This window comes from Sphingomonas epibiotica, from assembly GCF_039615155.1.
In the GTDB taxonomy this organism is placed as follows: Bacteria; Pseudomonadota; Alphaproteobacteria; order Sphingomonadales; family Sphingomonadaceae; genus Sphingomonas.
Map to the genome: position 1 here is coordinate 292,858 of NZ_JBDGHY010000007.1, position 21,456 is coordinate 314,313.

At 61.2% G+C, this 21,456-nt stretch carries 21 protein-coding genes and 3 pseudogenes; 14 read left to right on the forward strand and 10 right to left on the reverse strand.

All coding sequences use genetic code 11. The annotated features are described in order from the left end of the window. The first annotated feature begins 183 nt into the window (after positions 1 to 183). The 5 genes from AAIO73_RS15620 to AAIO73_RS15640 are packed head-to-tail and all read left to right on the forward strand — an operon-like array spanning position 184 to position 4,928. Positions 184 to 1,755: a recombinase family protein gene (locus tag AAIO73_RS15620; protein ID WP_345879117.1), complete on the forward strand. Its 1,572-nt coding sequence runs from the start codon at positions 184 to 186 to the stop codon at positions 1,753 to 1,755. Beyond that, positions 1,752 to 2,645, forward strand: a complete 894-nt coding sequence (locus AAIO73_RS15625; RefSeq protein WP_345879118.1) for a plasmid partitioning protein RepB C-terminal domain-containing protein — start codon at positions 1,752 to 1,754, stop codon at positions 2,643 to 2,645. Before AAIO73_RS15620 ends, AAIO73_RS15625 begins: the two co-directional genes overlap by 4 nt. Beyond that, complete coding sequence (locus AAIO73_RS15630) at positions 2,642 to 3,535, forward strand: plasmid partitioning protein RepB C-terminal domain-containing protein (protein ID WP_345879119.1); 894 nt, start codon at positions 2,642 to 2,644, stop codon at positions 3,533 to 3,535. The genes AAIO73_RS15625 and AAIO73_RS15630 overlap by 4 nt, the downstream gene beginning before the upstream one ends. Positions 3,536 to 3,588: 53 nt before the next feature. Further along, entirely contained in the window at positions 3,589 to 4,095 is a 507-nt protein-coding gene (locus AAIO73_RS15635; RefSeq protein ID WP_345879120.1) for a hypothetical protein, read from the forward strand. Continuing rightward, entirely contained in the window at positions 4,095 to 4,928 is an 834-nt protein-coding gene (locus AAIO73_RS15640; protein ID WP_345879121.1) for an NYN domain-containing protein, read from the forward strand. Before AAIO73_RS15635 ends, AAIO73_RS15640 begins: the two co-directional genes overlap by 1 nt. A gap of 19 nt (positions 4,929 to 4,947) precedes the next feature. On the opposite strand, the gene AAIO73_RS15645 is transcribed toward AAIO73_RS15640, so the two are convergent. Further along, on the reverse strand, positions 4,948 to 5,595 hold the full coding sequence (locus AAIO73_RS15645) for a hypothetical protein (protein WP_345879122.1): 648 nt from the start codon (positions 5,593 to 5,595) through the stop codon (positions 4,948 to 4,950). Between the two features lie 236 nt (positions 5,596 to 5,831). On the opposite strand from AAIO73_RS15645, the gene AAIO73_RS15650 reads away from it, so the two are divergent. The 3 genes from AAIO73_RS15650 (at position 5,832) to AAIO73_RS15660 (ending at position 7,703) form a co-directional block, all read left to right on the forward strand. Beyond that, positions 5,832 to 6,443 (forward strand): hypothetical protein, encoded by a 612-nt coding sequence (locus tag AAIO73_RS15650; protein ID WP_345879123.1) that lies wholly within the window; start codon positions 5,832 to 5,834, stop codon positions 6,441 to 6,443. 8 nt (positions 6,444 to 6,451) lie between these two features. Further along, positions 6,452 to 7,117 carry a hypothetical protein gene (locus AAIO73_RS15655; RefSeq protein WP_345879124.1) on the forward strand — a complete coding sequence of 222 codons (666 nt, stop codon included), beginning with the start codon at positions 6,452 to 6,454 and terminating at the stop codon, positions 7,115 to 7,117. A gap of 235 nt (positions 7,118 to 7,352) precedes the next feature. Next, positions 7,353 to 7,703 (forward strand): hypothetical protein, encoded by a 351-nt coding sequence (locus tag AAIO73_RS15660; protein ID WP_345879125.1) that lies wholly within the window; start codon positions 7,353 to 7,355, stop codon positions 7,701 to 7,703. A gap of 237 nt (positions 7,704 to 7,940) precedes the next feature. On the opposite strand, the gene AAIO73_RS15665 is transcribed toward AAIO73_RS15660, so the two are convergent. The 6 genes from AAIO73_RS15665 to AAIO73_RS15690 all read right to left on the reverse strand — a co-directional run bounded on the left by AAIO73_RS15665 (position 7,941) and on the right by AAIO73_RS15690 (position 11,472). Then, positions 7,941 to 8,117 (reverse strand): P-loop NTPase family protein, encoded by a 177-nt coding sequence (locus AAIO73_RS15665; protein ID WP_345879126.1) that lies wholly within the window; start codon positions 8,115 to 8,117, stop codon positions 7,941 to 7,943. Between the two features lie 324 nt (positions 8,118 to 8,441). Continuing rightward, positions 8,442 to 9,146, reverse strand: coding sequence for a hypothetical protein (locus tag AAIO73_RS15670; RefSeq protein ID WP_345879127.1), 705 nt, complete (start codon positions 9,144 to 9,146; stop codon positions 8,442 to 8,444). Positions 9,147 to 9,310: 164 nt separating this feature from the next. Beyond that, positions 9,311 to 9,805, reverse strand: coding sequence for a hypothetical protein (locus AAIO73_RS15675; RefSeq protein WP_345879128.1), 495 nt, complete (start codon positions 9,803 to 9,805; stop codon positions 9,311 to 9,313). Positions 9,806 to 9,872: 67 nt separating this feature from the next. Next, on the reverse strand, positions 9,873 to 10,109 hold the full coding sequence (locus AAIO73_RS15680; protein ID WP_345879129.1) for a hypothetical protein: 237 nt from the start codon (positions 10,107 to 10,109) through the stop codon (positions 9,873 to 9,875). Beyond that, on the reverse strand, positions 10,106 to 10,636 hold the full coding sequence (locus AAIO73_RS15685; protein ID WP_345879130.1) for a hypothetical protein: 531 nt from the start codon (positions 10,634 to 10,636) through the stop codon (positions 10,106 to 10,108). The genes AAIO73_RS15680 and AAIO73_RS15685 overlap by 4 nt, the downstream gene beginning before the upstream one ends. 176 nt (positions 10,637 to 10,812) lie before the next feature. After that, positions 10,813 to 11,472: a hypothetical protein gene (locus AAIO73_RS15690; protein WP_345879131.1), complete on the reverse strand. Its 660-nt coding sequence runs from the start codon at positions 11,470 to 11,472 to the stop codon at positions 10,813 to 10,815. Positions 11,473 to 11,589: 117 nt separating this feature from the next. Here AAIO73_RS15690 and AAIO73_RS15695 point away from each other — a divergent pair, with 117 nt between their 5' ends. The 3 genes from AAIO73_RS15695 to AAIO73_RS15705 all read left to right on the forward strand — a co-directional run bounded on the left by AAIO73_RS15695 (position 11,590) and on the right by AAIO73_RS15705 (position 14,420). Further along, positions 11,590 to 12,114, forward strand: a complete 525-nt coding sequence (locus AAIO73_RS15695; protein WP_345879132.1) for a hypothetical protein — start codon at positions 11,590 to 11,592, stop codon at positions 12,112 to 12,114. 274 nt (positions 12,115 to 12,388) lie between these two features. Continuing rightward, positions 12,389 to 13,135 carry a PDDEXK family nuclease gene (locus AAIO73_RS15700; protein ID WP_345879133.1) on the forward strand — a complete coding sequence of 249 codons (747 nt, stop codon included), beginning with the start codon at positions 12,389 to 12,391 and terminating at the stop codon, positions 13,133 to 13,135. Between the two features lie 205 nt (positions 13,136 to 13,340). Beyond that, entirely contained in the window at positions 13,341 to 14,420 is a 1,080-nt protein-coding gene (locus AAIO73_RS15705) for a tyrosine-type recombinase/integrase (RefSeq protein WP_345879134.1), read from the forward strand. 298 nt (positions 14,421 to 14,718) lie between these two features. Here the strand turns inward: AAIO73_RS15705 and AAIO73_RS15710 are convergent, their stop codons facing one another. Beyond that, positions 14,719 to 15,843: a DUF4062 domain-containing protein gene (locus AAIO73_RS15710; RefSeq protein ID WP_345879135.1), complete on the reverse strand. Its 1,125-nt coding sequence runs from the start codon at positions 15,841 to 15,843 to the stop codon at positions 14,719 to 14,721. Positions 15,844 to 16,237: 394 nt separating this feature from the next. On the opposite strand from AAIO73_RS15710, the gene AAIO73_RS15715 reads away from it, so the two are divergent. The 3 genes and pseudogenes from AAIO73_RS15715 to AAIO73_RS15725 all read left to right on the forward strand — a co-directional run bounded on the left by AAIO73_RS15715 (position 16,238) and on the right by AAIO73_RS15725 (position 19,145). Beyond that, positions 16,238 to 16,612 (forward strand): hypothetical protein, encoded by a 375-nt coding sequence (locus AAIO73_RS15715; protein WP_345879136.1) that lies wholly within the window; start codon positions 16,238 to 16,240, stop codon positions 16,610 to 16,612. Further along, positions 16,591 to 17,925 carry an ImmA/IrrE family metallo-endopeptidase gene (locus AAIO73_RS15720; RefSeq protein ID WP_345879137.1) on the forward strand — a complete coding sequence of 445 codons (1,335 nt, stop codon included), beginning with the start codon at positions 16,591 to 16,593 and terminating at the stop codon, positions 17,923 to 17,925. The genes AAIO73_RS15715 and AAIO73_RS15720 overlap by 22 nt, the downstream gene beginning before the upstream one ends. A 283-nt stretch (positions 17,926 to 18,208) precedes the next feature. After that, positions 18,209 to 19,145: pseudogene (locus AAIO73_RS15725) on the forward strand (IS630 family transposase). A 29-nt stretch (positions 19,146 to 19,174) separates the two neighbouring features. Here the strand turns inward: AAIO73_RS15725 and AAIO73_RS15730 are convergent. Together AAIO73_RS15730 and AAIO73_RS15735 are read right to left on the reverse strand one after the other, a co-directional pair. Further along, positions 19,175 to 19,926 (reverse strand): annotated as a pseudogene (locus AAIO73_RS15730) (IS5 family transposase). Between the two features lie 237 nt (positions 19,927 to 20,163). Then, positions 20,164 to 21,368: pseudogene (locus tag AAIO73_RS15735) on the reverse strand (IS701 family transposase); the annotation flags it as partial. Positions 21,369 to 21,456: the final 88 nt, after the last annotated feature.

Here is a 21,456-nt window from a genome sequence, read left to right on the forward strand (position 1 = left end):
GGCTGCGCCCGATCCGCCCACCTCTTCCCGAAGTGCATCGCGTATCCTCGTAAGATATTCCGCTTCGCTAGGGGGCGTTCTTGCGGGGGGCAGTCTTCTGCCGGTTTTCGGAAACATGTTGCCGACCCTTTCCGACTATAGAGTAGGAGCAGCATAGAGGGCTGCCAGGGCGATCTTCAGGCCATGATGGTAATTAAGTGGAACGAGCCCGTCAAAGCACAACCGCCGCCGGTGAGGACAAGGGCGGCGCAGTACGTGCGCATGTCGACGGACCAGCAGCAGTTCTCGACTGACAATCAGGCGGCGGCGATCGCCTACTACGCCGAGCGTCACGGTTACGAGATCGTCCGCACCTATGCGGACGAAGGCAAGAGCGGCCTGAACCTCGGCGGGAGATCAGGCCTCCAGCAAGTACTTGCCGATGCGGAACACGGCAAGGCCGACTATGCGGCGCTCCTTGTATACGACGTCAGTCGTCTTGGTCGGTTTCAGGATCCCGACGAGGCGGCCACGTACGAACTCAGGCTGCGACGTGCGGGAGTCGCGGTCGAATACTGTTCCGAGCAGTTCGAGAACGACGGCAGCATGGGGTCTTCGATCGTGAAGACCGTCAAGCGTGCGATGGCCGGCGAGTACAGTCGCGAGCTGTCGGTCAAGGTCTTCGCCGGGCAAGCGAACCTGATACGCCTCGGCTATCGGCAAGGCGGTGCTGCTGGCTATGGGCTGCGGCGGCTGCTCGTCGATCAGAGCGGCTCGCCTAAGGGTCGGCTTGATCGAGGCGAGCAAAAGAGCATCGCGACAGATCGCATCATCCTGGTCCCTGGTCCCGACGACGAGGTCGAGATCGTGAGGGAGGTGTATCGCCTGTTCGTCGATGAGCGGCAGACCGAGTCCGAGATCGCAGAAGTCCTCAACCGGCGGGGCGTGCGGACGGATTTCGATCGACCATGGACGCGCGGGACCATCCATCAACTGCTGATCAACGAGAAGTACATCGGCAACAACGTCTGGGCGCAGACCTCCTTCAAGCTAAAGGGACGTCACGTCCGCAACGATCCTTCGGACTGGGTCCGCTCCGACGGCGTCTTCTCGGCCGTTGTGGATCCTGCTCTGTTCGCGGCGGCGCAGGCCATCATCGCGAAGAGGTCGGAACGGCTGAGCAGCGACCGGATGCTCGACCTTCTGCGATCCGTCCTGGCGGGCCACGGCACGCTGTCGGGTCTGATCATCGACGAGGCGGACGGCCTTCCGTCGAGCAGCGCCTACCGATCTAGGTTCGGCAGCCTGCTTCGCGCATACGCCTTGGTGGGTTTCGCACCTTCGACCGACTACCGCTATCTCGAAATCAATCGCAGGCTGCGCGATCTTCATCCGACGATCATGGAACGCATCGTCTCTGGTCTTCGCGGTGCCGGCGGTCACGTCTTCCGCGACGCCGAAACCGATCTGCTGAACGTGAACGACGAGTTCAAAGCATCGATCGTGATCGCTCGCTGCTTCCAGACGGCGGCCGGGTCGCTTCGCTGGAAGCTGCGGCTCGATAAGGGCTTGGACGCGGATGTCACGGTCGCCGTCAGGATGGACGAAACGAACGTCGCCGCTCGGGACTATTACGTGCTGCCCCGCCTCGACATGCGGGACGCTCTCCTGCGGCTGGCCGAGTACAATGGGCTCTCCCTCGACGCTTACCGCTTCGACGAACTCGAAGGATTCTACCGAATGGCGGCCCGCCGCCGATGGGAGAAGGCGGCATGACGGGCGTCAGCGCATCCCAGAGCATCGAGTGGATACCGATCGAGCGCATCAACGTACTGAACCCGCGCAGCCGGAGCAGGCGCGGTTTCAGGGACATCGTCGAGAACATCGCCGATGTCGGCCTGAAGCGGCCGATCACGGTGACGCGACGTACCGAAGCGGACGGTACCTATTACGACCTCGTGTGCGGACAGGGTCGGGTCGAGGCGTTTCGCGAACTGGGGCAGGCCGAGGTACCGGCGCTGGTCGTGTCCGCCGACCCCGAGGACTGCCTAATAGCGAGTCTGGTCGAGAACTGCGCCCGCCGTCATCACACCGCACTGGACCTTCTACAGGACATCGGCGGAATGCGTCAGCGTGGTCACTCGGTCGCCGAGATCGCCCGACGGACCGGCCTGACGCCGGAATACGTGAACGGCGTCGCCCGCCTGCTGGAGAAGGGTGAGCACCGTCTGCTGCGATCCGTCGAAGCGGGCGTCATGCCAATCAGCGTCGCGGTCGAAATCGCCGATGCCGAGCAGCAGGACGTCCAGCAAGCGCTGCAGACGGCATATGAGAAGGGGCTACTACGCGGGAGAAAGCTGATCGCGGCGAAGCGGTTGGTCGATGCACGTCGTCGCGGCGGCAAGTCTGTTGCTTCCCGAACGGCGCAGCCATCGGAAAAGCTGTCGCCGGCTGCCTTGGTGCGTGCGTACCAGGAGGATGCCGACCGGAAGCGCGATCTCATCAAGCGGGCGAACGCCTCGAAGGATCGGCTCATGCTAATAACCGAGGCGCTCCGCCGTCTTGCTTCCGATCCGTCGTTCATGACGGTGTTGAAAATGGAAGGTCTTGAGACGATGCCGGAGAAGATCGCGCTCCGCATCGTCCCCATGCCCGATCCATCATGACCGGCCCTTTTACGAAATCCACGCTTCGGATCGGGTTCGAAGAAACCACAGTCCGCGTCGCCGTTGCCGCGATCATGCCGCTTCGGGAGGTGAGCGACACAGTGCGCAAGTCGCTGAAGTACGGTCAGATCGCCGCGTCGATCGCCGAGGTCGGCATCATCGAGCCCCCGGTCGTGTCGCGCGATGCGCGCGACCGGGACCGGTTTCACCTCCTCGATGGCCATCTCAAGCTGGACATTCTGCGGTCACGGGGCGAGCAGGAAGTGGTCTGCCTGATCGGCATTGAGGACGAGGCGTTCACCTACAACAAGCGCATCAGCCGGATGGCGACCATCCAGGAACACAAGATGATCCTGAATGCGATCAGGAAGGGAGCTTCCGAGGAGCGACTGGCACGCGCTCTTAACGTGAACATCGGCAACATTCGAGCCAAGCGCAACCTGCTGGTCGGCATCTGCCCCGAGGTCGCCGAGCTTCTCAAGGATCATCAGATCCCGATGAACGTCTTCAGCGAGCTGCGTTTCTTGAAGCCGATCCGGCAGATCGATGCCGCGCAGTCGATGATTACCATGAACAGATTTACGCTGACCTACGCGAAGTCGCTCGTGGCAAGCACGCCGGAGGATCAGCTGGTGGAGGGGCGCAAGCGTCGCCGACGCGGGATGTCGGAGGAGCAGATCGCGACGATGCAGCGGGAATCTGAAAACCTGGATCGGGAAGTGAAGCTGATCGAGCACGGCTACGGTGCGGATCACCTCGATCTCGTCTTGGCGACTGGGTACGTGTCACGGCTTCTCGGCAGCGCACGGGTCGTGCGACACCTCGCGCAGCATCATGCCGACATACTAGCAGAATTCCAGAAGATCGCGGACTCCCGACGCGAAGCCTGATCGACATGTGCTCGATCCATAATGGATCTGATCGACGATATGATCTTCGTGTCATGTCGAACGATCGTCTGATACGCAGCGAGACGACGACGCGTACCGGCGCGAACGAAGCGTTTCTGATGTGCTTCGATCATCTGCGAGAAGGCGATATGTACGACGAGATCCTCCTGCTGCCTCGACAGGGCGATGAAAGTTGGGAGGACGATCATGCGGCCCTCGAGGCTGCGTGGCGTGCGATCGGCGTCTGCCCCGTTCCAGTGGCGCGGTTCTCGACTGGAGCGGATTTCGCCGGTCACTTCTACTTCATGGCGGTCGCGGCGGGTGCGGCGGGGGGCTTCATTCTACCTCGACGTGCCTTCGATGCTCTGAACATATGGCTGAAGGGGCGTGCGGACCGCCGCGTCCATCTGAAGCTCGCCGACGGAACCGAGCTTTCGGCCGCTACGACGGTGGAGATCGAACGCCTGGCCGAGACGGTCGAGCGTTTGCGCCGTGGAGGCCACGTGGAGCCTAGCGATGTTCAGGGCGCCGAACCGTCGACTACAGGGAACGGGTCCTGATGGGGCTCGATCAGCGACAGGTCTCCGCGTCCGATCGCAGGATCGCGCTGCTGATCGATGCGGACAACGTCTCGCACTCCAAGATTTCGGCCATTCTTGCCGAGCTGTCGAAGTATGGCACGGCGAACGTCCGGCGTGCGTACGGCGATTGGGCGAACACAGGCCTCAAGGGCTGGAGGGACAAGCTCCACGACTTCGCTATTCGGCCGATCCAGCAGTTCAGTTATTCGGTCGGCAAGAATGCCACCGACATCGCCCTCGTCATCGACGCAATGGAGTTGCTCTACACCCAGAAGCCGGATGCTTTCTGCCTCGTGTCGAGCGATGCGGACTTCACGCCGCTCGTCTTGCAGTTGAAGGCCAGTGGCCACGAAGTCTACGGTTTCGGCGAGCGCAAGACGCCGTCGCCGTTTGTGAACGCCTGCACGACATTCCTCTACCTGGACACATTGGACGGATCGGGGGAGCAGCCCGCACTATCGAACGATGCTTCCCCGAATGCATCGGTCGGCGAAGCGACGGGAGCGTCGTTTCATGACGGAGCCGATCGTGCTGCCGTCGTCCGCCGCCCGCTTTCCCAGGACACCAAGCTCGTCACCATTCTTCGCGGCGCCGTCGACGCCTCGGCGCACGACGACGGATGGGCTTCGATGTCCGCCGCGGGCAGCGCAGCGAAGCGGCAGGCGTCCATCGACCCCCGAAATTACGGCGTGAAGAACTTCCCGGCGCTGTTTGCCGCCACAGGGCTCTTCGACATCGTGAAGATGGAAAACGGTCAGGGATTTGTTGCGGACAGGCGCAACCAGGAAAGAACGCCGCGACCTGCAAGGTGACGTCCGTCGGAGGGGCGCCTCAGTCCTCGTAGTACCAGCCGTCCTCCCGGTCGCGAGCCGATCTGTCCTCGTTCTCGCCCCGATCGTGACAATGATCGGCATCGGAAACAGCGATGTCCCGTTGGATCTCGCGCTGGCGATCCGTTACATCGTGTTCGTCACGCTGGCGCTCAGGACGGTGCATGCGTGAGCGAGCCGCCTTATAGAGGTCGCGAATTAAAGGATGAAGGCTGGCGATCTGCTCGTCCGACAACGTGGGTTCAGGCAACAGCACGATGTCAGTCTCGCCGGCACCGATCCTGTCGATGTGCGCTGGATCGAAGGCGGTTTTGAACACCGCCTCGATTTCCAGAGCCTCGTCGATCGAGGCGACCTCTCTTTCAGCTACAACCTTCCAGTCGCGGTAACCGGCGCATGCGCGGACGAGATTTCCGCTTCTGGGGTTGCGGCCAGACAACCAGATTTCCCGGTCTGCAGGGTTCCAGGTCTCGCCCACCTTCACAGCTGGGCGACCATGTGTCCGGCCGGACCAGTCGAGCAGATCGGGGCTGGTAGCAATGTATACGTAGTGTGTCATGCCGAGATGATCGGCGGCGACCAATGAACGTCGCGTCGACAGAAATGGTTTATGTCTGTGGTAGCGGACGGAACCTCGTTCCATCGCCATGTCATCGGCAGATGGGCCCTTCTTCGAAGGGCACGAGAGGTGCGAACCGCGTCGATGGCTATCCGCGCTGAACGCTGATGCCGTCGCTCGTTGTCGGGAAACAATGGTTACCACGTTTTCTATCCTAAAAATGCTTCGCTATCCAGAAATGTCGACCTATATTCACCGGCGCACGGGACGTGGTTCTCGGGCCGGGGCGTGGAAACCCTGAAAATTGGAAGTCGGTCGAAAGACCAATGACGGTCGAAGAGCTCTTCGGCCGGGTGGCGGTGACGTATGTCCAGACCACCCGGTTAAAGGTTTCCGCGCCTGTTCCAATTCAGGTTTCCAACACCCGGCTCAGGGGGCCGGCATCCCGGTCTACGGGATGCCGCCGACTGGAGTGGCCTCCTTCTATCATGGAGGGCGAAGATGGTTGGGAAGCAGACCGGGCAGCTAGATTGGTCGGCCTTGGTGGCCGCTACGATGGGAACGATGCCGGCAGTCGAGAACTGATCGTGCCGGTTCAGACAGTGCCGTTCGTCCCGATGTTCGTCTTCGGCACGTTCTTCCTGATCGTGCCGGGCATGATCGTGACGCTATTCTTCAACAACGATCCGCTGGGCTTCGCCGTCTGCATGGCAACGGCGGTCGGCGCACTTGTCCGCCCGACCGCGTCCTGGATACTATTCACGGTCCTATGCTCGCTGCGAACCGTTCCCTTTATCATCGCCGCACTGACCGCGGTCGCAATGCGGATCGGGCTTGCGAGCGAAGGCCTTCCCTACCTGATCGCCTACCTGGTCATGGGCGGCATTGCACATCTGCGCATTCGCGCACTGCGCCGGTCAGGCGCGATCGAAATCTGAAGGGAAGCATGATGAAGCATGTGATGGCGCTGGTCCTTGCGGCGGTACAGCCGACTGCTGCCGGACAGATAGGCCTGGACGCGGCCGCGGGACAAACGATCAAGGGCGTACCGGCCACCTTCGATCTTGCCGGCTTTCGCTTGGGAATGGCCGAGGAGGAGGCGGAGCAGGTGTTGAAGACGCGTGGAATGACCGTCACGCGACGGTCCCGGACGAATACGTTCGAGGACCGTGTCCGCAAGCTGGTCAATCTGCGTGGCGGACGGCTGCCCATGAAGGGTGGGAGCGTACTGGAAAGCGCGGACATCGACGACGGCAAGGGCGGTAAGATCATGATCCGCATGTTCGCCTGGCCGGACGGCGCTCGCATCCGCAGCGTGACGTACCTGCCGCTTGGCGGAACCGATCCAGCCGTATGGCGGACGCTGCTTGTCGACAAGTACGGTCCTCCGGCGCGGGACGGCGACAGCATCAATGCTGATGGGCTGCATGCAAATTGGTGCGGCCGCTTGGAGTGTATCATTGGAGGAAAGGCATTTAGTCTTAGCGCCGGCGTAGGTCTGCGCGGCGGCAGCATCGCGCTGTCCCAGCCTGAGGGAACGTCCAGCAAACTGACGGCGCTCGTTGAACAGGAAGCGTCGAGGCACGGAGCGCAAGGCACGCCGGCGCTATAGTGGAGGCGTACCTTCGACGATCGATCGAGCCCGAAGATCGTCGTCGCCGTCGGGGAAAGATGGGGCCGGAGGTCACATTCGCGACACCTCGGGTGGTGGCACGGGATCAAGGGTAGGCTTCGGAATGAGTGATGGTTCAGGGAAAGGCAGGAAAGTGCCCGCAATACTCGTTCTGTTCGGATTATTGGCCAGCGCGTCGATCGAAGCTCCAGCGGCTACACGCCAAAGTCCAGCGATGCCGCTGCAGACGATGACGTTCGATGAAATACAAGCTGCCGGGGCAGCGGGCACCGGCTGTACGTGGCTCGGCGGAGACGGTCTGACCGTCAGGGTTGCGATGAAGGAAGATCGCGGAGCCGTTAAACGACAGGGGCGCATAATCCGGTTGCGTCCTGCTTCTGGAGCGCCGGAGGTGTTTCCTTATACGTACCATCATTGGCAGGGCGGCGGGATGGACATCCAGATCAGGGATGACAAAAAGGTCGTAGGTAGAAGGTACGAGCACGTCGAAACGACTGCGCTCCTGATCCTGAGCGAAAAGGGGCGTAGGGAGTCTTGGCAAGGTCGTCTAGATTGCGGCTCATGAATGAGCGGGTAGAACAATGAGCGGTTCCGAACGGCTTGGCGCTTGATCAGGGGGGCGGACAACGGCATTACCTTACCTTGTTATCGTCCGTTCAGCGCCAAGCATCGGAATAAGATGAAAATGTACGACCTGATTGATCAAGAATAGTATCCGGAGTTCAGTCGAAAAAATTTTCCATATTGCATCAAAACCTTAGCTGTTCTGTTGAGACTTCTGTTCCTTGATTAGCGCGAACTGTTATTTGATCTCCTGTAGGGTGCCACTCTGCACCCCATAGATTCGAGAAGCTGCCAAGATAGTTTCGAGCCGGTGAGCGATCATGATGCGCGTAATTCCCAGTCGGGCAACCGCCGCATTGACTGCCTGTTCACGGGCAGGGTCCAGCGCCGGCCTTCCCTCGTCCATCAACAGCACGCGCGGTCGGCGATAGAGGGCATGCGGTAGCAGGAGGCGCTGCTTCTACCCTCTCGACAATGCCGACCCCATGTCCCCGTATCCTATGGCATCGCCAAAATGTCGTCGTGAAGCGCAGCAGCGGCTGCAGCTTCCTCGATTCGCACCGGATCGGAATTGTCGTCGAACAACGCCATGTTGTCTGCCAGCGAGCCCGCGCATGTGTCTCGACCGACTTGCGCAGGCGATTGGAATTCTACCAATCCAAGCCTCAGTCATCGCGATCGACGCCGCTACGGCATCGCAAAGTTGGCGGCCTGTAGGTAACCGGACCGCGCTGGTCACCTACGCCGGAGCGTCATGGCTCTCGCCTCGTACGTAGGTGAGCGCGGGCCGTTCTTCAGGACGCTTATCGTCGCTATCAGCCCGCCAGTGGCTGTTACCCGCCACGATGAGCACCAGGAGGTGCTGGGTGAAGGCTGAGGCGCCGTATCTCAGTACTCGCTCGCCCCACCGCGTCCATAGGTCAGAACGGTCAAGCATCCAACTGAACGCTGCGTCTCGCATCCGTGCGTTGGGCATAGGCAGATGCCAGACGGTGCGGGCGAGCGGAATTGCGTCCTTGGGGTCGCGATGCAGCATTGAGATGGATGGCGTCCCGAAGACGTCTTCGCGTACGATCGCGAATGGAAACATATGTGCATTTCCTTCCGCGGCCTCGAAACGCTTGCGATCGCATTCCTCGTTCGTATCGGCTTCACCGAAGAACGCCACCGCAGCGGGACCGACGGGAACTGCATTCAACTCGATCGGCCTGGTGGCGACGAGCATCCGCAGTACCGCAATGCCTTCTTCAGTCGGCTTCGCAGCCAGCGGATCACTTTCGGGCGCGGGACCGACGAGGCGCTCATTGTGCATCCAATAGTGCCAGAGGCGTGTGAGACGAGGTTCATCGAAGAAGATGGCATGATCCCGTTCTCGTAACGTTACGATGCCGCGATGCATGGACGCCAGTCCCGCAAGCATCAGTTCGAGCTGCTCGTCTCTCACCGATGGTCGTATCGAGCTCATCCTTAGGCGACCCGACCAGAACGCGTCTCGTATTGAGGGCCATTGCCGGCCGTGCTCATCGACGATCAAAATTCGGCCCCTTTGGGACTTTGCAGTTCGCATCCAACAGCCCCATGGCAGGTCCGAGGAATGGGGATAGTCGCTCACCGCGCTTCTCCTGCCTTGGCGAGGTCGTTGGCCAGCTCTTCGCAGCGGGACAGGACATACTGAGAATCTCTGTACGTTTGCGTGAGCCCCTGTGTACGGGCCCTGGCGGCGTGGCCGGTATTGTCAGGAACGAGGTCCTGCAGTTTGTCGCACGAGAAGCCGAACCACCAGGCATCGTCGTGACTTTCGACGTTGTGGGACCTGACGTGGCAGATCGAGATCGCCTCCGGGCCGCTTTCATCGCATGGTCTGGCATAGTCGAGACCGCCATGGGAGCGTACCCGTTCCGAAGGCACTGCGTGCGCCGACCATCCGTAAAGCGGATGGCCAGCCGGCACGCCGACGAACCCGGACAAATACCCCCCGGGCATGCGGCGGATGATGCAAGGAAGGCCGGTATGCAAGTCCGTCCACGCGTATTTGTCCGCCTCGGCCTGCCAAGGACCTGCCGCATTCGCAGCCAGCTGAGGCACGCAGTAGGCGGCATCCATCCTATGGCCGCTGATCATGAGGTCGGTCCGGGGAACGATAGCAGCTGCACCCGGTTTTTTGCCGCGCCTATTCATAGATACCGCCTTTCACCTGGGTGGTGATATCGAGCGAAGTTATCGTCACGCCCATCGCGGCGATGAAGAGATTTGCCGCAATGAACCCCGCGACGGCGGCAGAACCCATTCGGATGCCTGAGATGTTCGGGTCTACGATCGTTCTGCGCCAAGCGCGGATCGCTACGGCAACGCCGCCGACGCCGAAAATTATCGCCCCGATGGCAGGGGCGCTGGACGCACTGATCATTCGGCATCCTCCCATCGCAAGGTTTCGTCGCCATTCTGCGCGTGTCTGTCCGAGGCCTGTTCCCAGTCCACTTGGGAAAGAGTCGTCGGGTTAAGCAGCCCACCCATTTCGCCGAGCCACGTGGTCGCAACCGATAGGCGGACCTCCGGCTGTGCGGATATGTAGGGCTCGCTAAGGCCTTTCAGCGTGCGCAGGAGCCCCAACGGATCGAAATCTGCGGCTGCAAGCGCGCTGCTGCTGCCCGCTACTTCCCATAATATGCCCAGTTTCATGGCGTCCAGGCAGGTGAAATGGCGGGCGAGTTGGTTGTAGACCCAGGTCTTTTCCTCGGCTTCTGCCGTAAGCATGGCGTTGACGAGGTCGCGTGGCGCGAGCCGACTGGCCGCGACGACCGAAGCAACGGCAGCTTCGACGATCGCACGTTCCGCAATGAATGTGGGGGCGGGCAGGGTACGCCACCATATGAGCGGCGGCGCCCGGTGTTCGGAATGGGCCGAAAGCTCGGCCTCGAGCTGAAGGTTACGCATGGTGCATGCTCCGTGCTGGGGCGTCGATGAGCCCCGTGAATTACGGATGGGAGGACATTGTGTCCGGCATGCAGAACGTAGATAGAACGAAAGGTTTCCCCGGAGAGAAGGATTTTAGGATGGGACTCCCACGTTTCAGGATGGACTAAATCGATATGGCGTTCAGATCGGAGCGGCTACGCGTCGGGGCGGTACAGCTTGGATCTGTCGACGAGTACCCAGTTCCTACCTGTCTTCGCTACCCGGCGCGCATGCTCGAGCTGCCGGATGACCGGATAGATGCTCGTCATTGGTATCTCACGACGATGCCGCCTGGCGATCGCCTCTTTGATGGCGGGCGGAGGCAATCCACCATCGTCTGCATTCTCCAAGGCTTCTATGATCATCGCCTTTATCGTGGGCGCTTCGTGCATCGCCGAAAGCCGGGTCAGGTCTGCCGTCGGGGCGAAGTATCGAGTTCCTCGATCGAGGATGCGGCCTTCTGCGACAAGCGCGAGCAATGAGTTTTTTACCGCGATCTGGTCCACGCTTCTGCCGTATCGGTGGCGTAGCGCGCTATGGACGTGCGCCACGGCGGCCCCGCTGTCTCCTGCTTCGAGAACGGATAGCAGTACCATGTCCAATAGCAGCGGCGGCGTTCTGGAATCGGTCAGGACGTGCAAGGTTGTTGTGGCACTGGCCAAAAGGACCGTTCGGTCGGCAGCATCATGCATCCGCCGGATCGCAGCCAGTCTGCGGTCGATCAGATCCTGCGAGTGCTCCACGGCGGCGGCGATCGCACGGGTAAGGTTCTCAACCTCCGCAATCGCGGTCTCGATGACCTGGTTGTCGGACATTCGTGGTTCTCCGGCATAATATGAAAGGAGGAAAATAGGCTATTGACTAGGTAGTCTACTGGAACGCATGATCGCGGAATGAGAAGTGCTGATTCAGAATCCTCCCCGGGCCACGTCATGATCGACGTTTCAGCCCTGCTACTCCGGAAGCGGGCGATCGAGAGCGAGAGGGCCCCCCTTGTCGCGAAGCTCGGGCAGCTGGATGAGGAACAGCAGAGGATCGACGTAATACTGAGCTACGCCAGCGACACGCGCTTCACAGTCGGCCAGCCCCTATCGGGGGCGGGGGGCGGTGCTCCGACAGGCAAGGAAAAGGCACCTCGGGTGACGCATCGGGTCATCTGCCTCCTGGCCCTCGACGTCAGCCAGGAGGGGGCGTCAGTGAGCCGCATCGTGAATTGGGGGATCGCAACCGGCATGGCTGACAAGACGGTCACCAAGACTTCCATCTCGCCGCTTCTCAAGAAGCTGGCGGACCCGGAGCGCAGGATGATGGAGGTTGAGCACGATCAGGCCGGACGTCGCTGGATAATCACCGATAAGGGGCGCGCTACCGCTGACGCTTTCCGCCGCGAATGGATCGACGCGGGATGTGCGCCTTTCTGGGAGGCCGCCTCAAACGCTGCGGATGCAGTGGAATGAGGGAAGTCGCCATGGAGCCCGGCTTCCTTCGGGCTGATGCCACCAGCGGTTGACACTCAAAGTAGGATGGGACTCCAATAAAGTAGTCCCATCCGGAAACCGTTCTCATTATGTTCGTTTAGTAGCTTCCGCCGAACGGCGGCTGGCGCACGTCGAAGGCGTGCGAACGATACCCCATGCCTGGAGAAGTTACATGTCAATCGACACTCTTGTCACGTCTGCTCCGCTTGTTTCCGCGCCGGTAGACAGCGTTCTTCCGCGGTGTCTCGCCTACATGCCGGACCATGTCAGGCAGGCTGACGGCAGTTACATGATGCGAGGTCTGCGGTCGGGATCCATCGTATCATGCGCTACCGTCCTCGAACTCGCCGTCTGCCTCCGACTGGAAAGCTGTAATGGATTGCGATCCATCGTCCGCCCGGACCAATTCGTGTCCGGCTCTCCGAACGACTTGAAGGACGCCGCCCGGCGGGTCACTTCGGCTGCGCTGACTCCGACCTTTCTGCTGCAGATCGAGGCGGCGGGGCGGCCGATGGTGCAAGCTGTCACCATCCTTGCCGAGGCCGATGCACGCGCTGTCGATCGCCAGGCGATGCGGTCGGCGTACAGGTCGTGCGGGATGTCGTGGACACTGCTGACGGAAGGATGGGCGGAGTGGCGCGATGCTGCGACGCGCCTGTTTCTTGCTGAATGCGGACGAACGTCCGCAGTCGTCGCCGGCCGGGCGATCGCCGTCCGAAACGCGGTCCTCCACGCTGCGGCCGAAGCGCGTCGCGACGAAACGCTGGCGGACGTCCTGATAGAGGCTTCGCTTCAGGCGGGGGTGCAGCCGGGCGTAGCGATGCGCGAGTACGGCAGGCTGATCGCAAGCGGCAAACTCCCGTTCGATTTTGCCGCCGGATTTATCAGAACCGATCGACCGCTCGGCGCGACGTGCGGCGACGACGGAGCGGAAGATGAAGTTGCGGACGCGTGGAGGCTGGCGTTCGAGGAGGAACGCACAGTCGGCAGGGCATCGTGAACCGGGAGCGTCGGCGATGTCGAGCGAAAGGACGCGTTACCCGCGGAAGGCGGTGATTGAGCGCATGATCGAGGTCGCGCGGGCGTCGGGCATCAAAGTCGACGGCTTTGAGGTCGGTCCCGACGGCAACATCAGGATCATTACGGCGACGCCGGCGCCGACAGCGTCGGCGTACGATCGATGGCATGCAGGAAGGAAATAGCGAATGGCAGCGGGCATCCACATCGTGACGAAGCGTCTCGCGACGGGTGTAAAGACCCATTACGTCTATGCGTGGCGTGGTGGCCCGAAGATCCATCAGTCCGAGGGCGAACGCAAGCCGAAGCTCACGGCCTCAATTCAGACCGCGGCGGCGGATGCTCGCCGAACACGACCTGATCCTGGTGCCGTCTGCATTCGGCACCTGACTGAAAAGTTCATTGGGTCCGGCGATTATCTGCGGTTGAAGAAGGCCACCCAAAGTCACTACAGGGCGTGGATACCCCGTATCGACGAGAAATTCGGCGACATCCCGCTCACCGTATTCAACGATCCTCGTATGAGGATGCACATCTTGGACTGGCGTGATCAGTGGGCAGCCAATCCAAAGAAAGCAGACGATGCAGTGCGACATTTGTCGCGTATTCTGAGCTTCGGAATCGACAAGTTTATGCTCGATATAAACTGTTCGGCCCGCATACCGATGCTCTATGAAACCGACAGGAGTTTTATCGTCTGGACTAAGGAAGACATCGAGGCCTTCCGGCATAAGGCCAAGGAGTACCTACAGGATATCATAGATCTCGAGTCTTGCACGGGTCTTCGTCGCACTGATCTGGCAGCCATAACCTGGGATAGCGTCGGGGAGCACACGTTGAGTTGGCGGACGTCGAAGAGTAACGGCAAGCGTCTCGTTATTATTCCGATCCTGCCGGAAACCCGCAAACTTCTCGGCAGGATCAAAGCTCGTCATGCGGCGGACATGGTTCGTAGGCCTGCATCCGAACGGGTTCCACTACCGCCGACGATACTGGCTACGCAGAGCTGGCGCCCGTGGTCCGTTGAGGGACTCTCGACCATGTTCAGTCGTGCCCAGATCGAAGCAGGTATTGACAAGCATCTTCACGACCTGCGTGGCAATTTCGTGACGCGTCTGGCCATCGCCGGACTAACATCTCACGAGATCGCCAATATCGTTGGCTGGAGCTCGAAGGACGTAGAGGAAATGATGCGAAGATACATAAATCGTGACGTTGTCGCCCGATCACAAGCGGAGCGGATCGCGATGGTCACGATTGCTGGATAGATGGTCAGCTGTAAACCAGATTGTAAACTATCTGACAATTTTCAGGATAGCATAACGCGAACAAAAGTTCGTCTCGAGATACGAGCGGAAAAAGTAGCATAAATTCAGAGGCATGGGCTCGATCGGATCGGCCGAAAACAGGTAATAGGATTTCAGAAATCAGCATCGAGCATTCGTTTAGGAATCCAGCGTTCACTCAGGTTTTCTGCGCGTCTCACTGTAAACTGACGTTCGATACAACGAGAGAGAATTTTCTGGATAGCCATATGTGCGTAAACCAGAATGCCATCGTATTTCGTTAGTTCGCGGTCGGATACTGCCGTCGCAGTGGTACCAGCAAGTCCTCGATTAGCGCACTTCGATCCAGCCCCAACGCAGCACGACGAGCCAGCAAGTTGATGGGATCACGCGCTTGCACGCCGCCATGGCCCATCTGTATGGAGTTCGTATTGGCAGCGTGTTGCGCCCGCGTCCGCCACCCTCGATGATCCGCTCCAGCGACACGCAGGGCAATCGCAAGATGGGTCAGGCGTTGTGTCCGGTCGATCCGGTCGAGAACCGCGGCGACATAGGCAAGCGCGATGCTGATCCTTTCCTTTACCGTCTCCTCGACCAGCACCATGCCGCTCATCGGATCGAAGCCTCGTGCGCTCCGCGGTTCGTCCAGCGGCAGGCGTACCACGATCGATCCTTGCTCGGTAAGGCGGATGGATGCACCTCGTTCCTGCCGCAAGAGAAGGTCGGAACCGTCTAGGCCACTTATGACGCCGAGCGACCGGTCGAACATTCGGCTTTCACCGTAGAGTGCCGTCTGCTCCAGGTGCTCCACCAGTTGGGGAGCTTCCATCTCCGCTGGGCGCAAGATCCGCTGGTTGGGGCCACCGACGACGACCAATTCCAGCATCGTGGGTACGACCTGATTGCGGTTTTCCGGCGCGAACATGGCAAGGGCGCGCGTCATCATGTCTCGTTCGTCGACCGGACCGGTAGCGTTAGCGAGCGTGACGTCGTGCAACGCGCGGGTCACGCCGTCCTGAAGATCGTCGGGTTGCCGGAAGGTGCCACGGAACAGGCCGCCTTCCCACGCCTGGACTTCGGCGATGAACGCCGCCTGCTCCGGGCCAGGACTGATCCCCTCCTGAAGGAAGGCAAGAACGGGCTTCGTCTCGCGTGCTTCGCGATATTCCTGATGTGTCGCGGAAAGCGTCGAGCCTGGCGGTACGAAGCCGTATCCTTCGCCGAGGATCAAGACGACCATGTCGGATTCGCGCAGACCCCGGAGGCATGCAATCTGGGGAGAGTTCGGCTGAGCGCCAAAGTCTTCGGCCATGACGGCTTCGTGCCGGAGAGCGGTCACGGCACGGCGTGCCGCGGCGCGCTGCTGTTCGAACCCGGATATGAGCGAGCTGATGAAGATGCGCATAGCCTTATGCTAGTCGCGCCGAAGACGATGTCCAGGGTTCAAGGTTCGGCGCTCGTCACAGCCTGTAAGCGGTTCTACCCGAATACGCTGATGGACCGTACACGGACGACGGCAGAACCAGCAGGTGGGTTCTAAGATCGCGCTCGGGATGCCGTTCCCGCTACGCCGGTGGGATGTCTTGTTGTCTGCCGGAACGCCTAAACGATTGGTTAGGCAGGCATGGCATACGCGGCGCTTGCGGCCTGCTTCGGATTCATGCGAAGTAATCGAGGCATCGGGGGTGGTCGGTACGAATGTTTTCTAGATTTTATTCCTGTGCGGTTCTCCAATGAGCGTTCGCAGGCGGGAAGGCAATCGTCCCGACCGGCGGCTTGCTGAGGATACATTTCTAGATATGGAAGCGCGGGATGCGTTGATGGAACGTGTTCGCTACGTCGGCTCCGCAAACCACAAGCTGCGTGCAGGCGATTACGGTTTTCAGCCATCACATAACCCCCGGCCATCGAAGTCACCCTGCGATGCAGTGCGCGCCGTACTGCGTGCAGAGGCATCAGCGCTCATGATGAACGGAATACGCCGCGGAATGGTAAGCCGGTTTGCGGATGGCGCGCTGCCGAAGTACATATGGGCGATCGACGATGCGGGTGACGTGTTCGAGGCGAAGGCCAAGCCGGAGCGTGAAACCGACTACCATGGATATCGATTGGGCGATGACGAGTTCGAGCTGCGTGCGTACCTGGTGAAGGAGTGGAAGCGGCGGTGCCGATAGGTCTGGAATTTGATCTACTGCCGGAGCGGATAGATGAAGGAAGTGCGGAGGAACGCGCAGCCTTCGGTCTGTTCTCCGTGCGCACCGCTGCTCAGACCCTGACCGAGGGCTTCGACTCCTTTCTGAACAGCTATCGGAAAGGTCCGCTGGTATCGGGCTATCATGCGGCGGAGTGGCTGGCCTGGAACTGGTGGCGACTGTGCTACGAGCCTAGGACTAAGGCGGCCGACTGGGCGACGGCGCACAAGATGACTTCGATCGGAGAAGGCTACGTATGGCCCAATCTCGAGATATGGTCGGACGGTGTTCGCACGATGTTGATTTCGCGACCGTCGGAAAACCCTGAAGCCAAGCCGTTCCGGTACCTCGGAGCGGTGCCAACGATCGTTCCATCCAGCCTTTTCCGTTCCGCCATCGACGAGTTCATGCCGCGAGTACTGACTCGTCTTCGGGACGAGCGCGTGCCCGATACCAACTTGGATCGTCTCTGGCATGATATCCTGGCCGAACGATCGGATGGAGAGGTCGCAAGACGCCGCAGGATCGAGGCACTGATGGGCCGTGACCCCGACGCAGTCGAGGACGATGCCGTCGAAATGCTGATCGCGGACTCGGCGAGGCTCGGTGAGGATGCGGTAGAGGAGATCGCTGCGGAACACGTGGGTGTCGGCGAGAATGTTCATGTTCTGACCGCAAGTGATCTCGACGATTTCGCACGGAGCGTCGGCCATGGCGCCTCACCCGCAGATGCTGTGCGGCTAGCGTCCGCAGAGCGGCTGCCGCTGCGGGCAGACGTGCCTGCATGGCGCCTCGGCACCGATGCGGCGCGGGCCGTACGGCTACAGGAACGACTGGGAACTGCACCGATCGCGAACGGTCGGCTTGCGGAGATGGCAGGTACTTCCACTAGGGCGGTCACGCACTCGAAAGGCGACGCGGCGTTTGCGTTCTCGCTGAAAGATAGGGTTGGAAGTCGGTCGCGAATCGTCACGTCAGGTGGACGTGCGACCACGCGGCGGTTCGCGCTTGCGCGCATCATCGGCGATCAGATCATGCACAGGCAGGGCGCACTTCATCCGGCGACGCATGCAGCTACCTACCGCCAGAAGGCGCAGCGGTCCTTCGCCGCAGAACTTCTGGCGCCGTTCGACGAGGTGCGGACCATGCTTGGCGGCGACTACTCGGAAGACAGGCAGCAGGACATAGCGGATTATTTCCTCGTCTCGCCGATGGTCGTGAACACGTTGCTCAAGAACCATGGCGTGATCGAGCGCGATAACACCGAGTACGAGCCGTACGTCGTGGCCGCTTGAACGTTACGACGACAGACATGGCATGATGTCGAAAAGTGCGTGCAGGATGGTCATCGAAGTGATGGGAAAGTCCGGGGAGAATACAGTTCTCAACACTAGCCAGTGCGGGATCGATCACCGGGCAGCACCAAACTGTTTCCCGTCTGAAGCCAACGAGTTGTTCTTTCATCGCCCTTCGAACCTTGTGGCATGAGAGCGTTTTCCGGCCGACCTGGGTCGAAGAGGGATTCACACGGGCGCGCTGATCTGATTCACGGTGCTGGCTGGATGGAGGCCGGCATGGATGGGCAAGCCGTTGTCGATGGATCTTCGGTCGCGAGCGCTGGCCGCGGTTGACGAGGGAATGAGTTGCCGGGCTGCGGCACAGCGGTTCGGAGTTGCGGCCGCGACGGTGATCCGGTGGTACGATCAGTGGCGCAGCACGGGTAGCTATGCGGCGAAGGCGCAGGGTCGGGATACGCGGTCGCGGCGGATCGAGATACGGTGCTGGCGCTGCACGAAGCACGGCGCGACATCACGCTGGAAGAACTGCGCCGCGAGTTGGCCCAGGCGGGCGTGACGGTGGCAATCTCGACGCTGCACCGCTTTTTCGCCCGACACGGCATCACGCGCAAAAAAAGACCGGGCACGCGGCTGAGCAGGATCGCGTCGACGTCCTGAGCCAGCGGGAGGCTTGGTTTGATGGTCAGCTCGAACTCGATCCTGCGCGGCTGGTGTTCATCGACGAGACCTGGACGGCGACCAACATGACCCGCAGCCACGGCCGCTGCCGGCGGGGCGAGCGGCTGCGGATGGGCTACCTGCATGGGCATCGCAAGTCCACCACGCTGGTCGCTGGCCTGCGCATGACCGGCATGGTCGCGTCGATGGTGCTCGATGGCCCGATCAACGGCGACTGGTTCGAGGCCTATGTCCGAGAGATCCTCGTGCCCGACCTCAGGCGCGGCGACGTGGTGATCATGGACAACTTGTCCAGCCACAAGCGTGCCAGCGTCCGCGAGGCCATCGAAGCCGCCGGCGCCCGCCTCATGTTCCTCCCGCCCTACAGTCCCGATTTCAACCCGATCGAGAAGGCGTTCGCCCGCCTCAAGGCAATGCTGCGCAGGGCCGGCGAGCGCACCGTATCCGGTCTCTGGTCCCTCATCGGCAGACTGGTCGATCTGTTCCAGCCGCAAGAATGCGCCAACTACTTCAGCTCCTGCAGCTATGATCCAGACTGAATGGAATTCGCTCTAGGGTCCAGACTCAATCAGAGCCAGAATGCGAGGGCGGTTGCTATGGCGACGCCTGATAGGAAGTTGGCGGCGAGCTTGTCGTAGCGGGTGGCGACGCGGCGGAAGTCTTTGAGACGGCAGAAGGCGTTCTCGATCAGGTGGCGGCCACGGTATCGGTCTTTGTCGTAGCGGATGGCGCGTTTGCGGTTGCGTCGACCGGGGATGACAGGAACGACGCCGGCGTCACGTAGCGAACGGCGCAGCCGGTCGGCATCGTAACCCTTGTCAGCGAGGAGGTAACGCATTCGGCCAGCTCGTTCGAGAAGCGCAGGTGCCGCTTTCACGTCGCTGACGTTGCCCGCCGTCAGCATCAGGGCGTAGGGACGACCGATGACATCGGTGAGCGCGTGGACCTTGGTCGTCCATCCGCCGCGCGAGCGACCGATTGCCTGGATCTGGCGCCCCCTTTTCCGCCGAAGGCCGCGCGTTGTGCCTTGATGTAGGTGCTGTCGATCGCGGTACTCTTCTTGACCACGCCGGCATCCACCAGCGCGTCGAGCAGTTTGAGCCAGAAGCCACGGCGCGACCAGCGGTTGAACCGGTTGTAGATCGTCGTGGATGGCCCGTAATCGGCCGGGCAGTCGCACCAGCGGCAGCCCACCTTCAGCACATGCACGATCCCGGAGATCACCCGTCGGTCGTCTACCCGCCGCGCTCCGGGCTGGTTCTTCGGCAGATGCGGCTCGATCGCCGCCCACGCCTCATCCGACAACCAGAACAGCGCCATGCCTCACTCCTCCTGATCCACGCGCCAGTGAATCAGGAAAACCAGCATCCCTCAAGATGCTAATTGAGTTTGAGCCCTAGCATTACAGTTGCGTTCTTGATCGGACATGTGCCCGTTGAGCGGCGGCTTGATGGGCACGTCGCCAGCATGACCAAGCGATAACGTGACGAGGCTCGATGCGTCGCTGTGCCAGCCTGATGACGATACGGCGGATTTCCTGGACGGACCAGCGGATCAGGCCCGTGGCCTCGTCCTGGCTCTTTTTGGGGGGGCGGCATTGGCGCGGGTACGGATGGCCGCCAGCATCGCGAAGGCCAGCATGACGAGCGAGACGTGCCGGTGCCAGCCATGCCAGGAGCGGGTTTCGTTGTGGTCGAGGCCGAGTTCATTCTTGGCGGTCTCGAAGCTGTCCTCGATGGCCCAGCGATGACCTTCCACCCCGACCAGGGTTTCAATGGTCGTACCGGCCGGGCACCAGGTGGTGAAGAAGGCAAGGTCATCACCGGCGACGTGGCGGCGGATCAGCAGCCCCCTGGTCCATGTGCCGGACGCACCGTCAGCGTATTCATCGGCCTCAAGGTCGGCGAGCTCGAAATAGGTCCAGTCGTGGAGGCGTTCGCCCTTGGTGCCCTGACCCGCTGACAGACGCTGCCAGGCAGTAGGATCAAGGTCGTTTGCGATCTGCGCGGCGGTGCCCGCGACGACCGGTTTGTCGCCCCACGAGCCGAAGCGATGGTCGCCCTTCACGCCCAGCACATAGCCTTTGCCAGCACGGCGCAGCACCTGCTCGATGTCGCCGACACCGTAGACCGCATCCGCTGCGACCCAGGCGAACGGCAGGCTGGCCGCGATCGCGCGTTCGATCATCTTCGCTGCCAGCGCCGGCTTGGTTGCGAAGGCCGTGCCCTGCGGCACATGCGCAGCCGCCAGGCGTGCCGGGTCAGCCGTCCAACTCTTTGGCAGGTACAGCGCCCGGTCGACGAAGGCATGGCCTTTGGCAGAAACATAGGCGGCGAACACGCCGATCTGGCAGTTGGTCACCTTGCCCGCCGAGCCGGTATATTGGCGCCCCACGCCGCACGATGCCTTGCCCTGCTTTAGAAATCCGGTCTCATCGATGACCAGCACCGCATCATCAGCGCCCAGCTGCTCCAGCGCGTAATCGCGCACGACGTCGCGCAGGGCATCCGCGTCCCACCGTCCGCGGCCCAGGATCGCCTGCTGTCGCCATGGCCCCGTATCGCCGGCCGCCTCGGCGCGCATCCACCCCGTTTTGCGGCGCTCGTCGCCCAGCAGGCCATCCAGAAAACTGTTCGCCGATGCCGCCACACGCGCCTGGCTGAACAAGGGCCGCATCCGCGCCTTCACCTCGCGCAGCGATGACGCCCATAACTCCAGCGTCGCTTCAATCGATGCTCCCGTCACCACGACCTCCTCGTCATGGTGACACATTGATTCAGAACACGATCAAAAACGCAACTGTAATGCTAGTTGACATCTCTGCAAACGGGTCAGCGTCGAAGTGCGTCG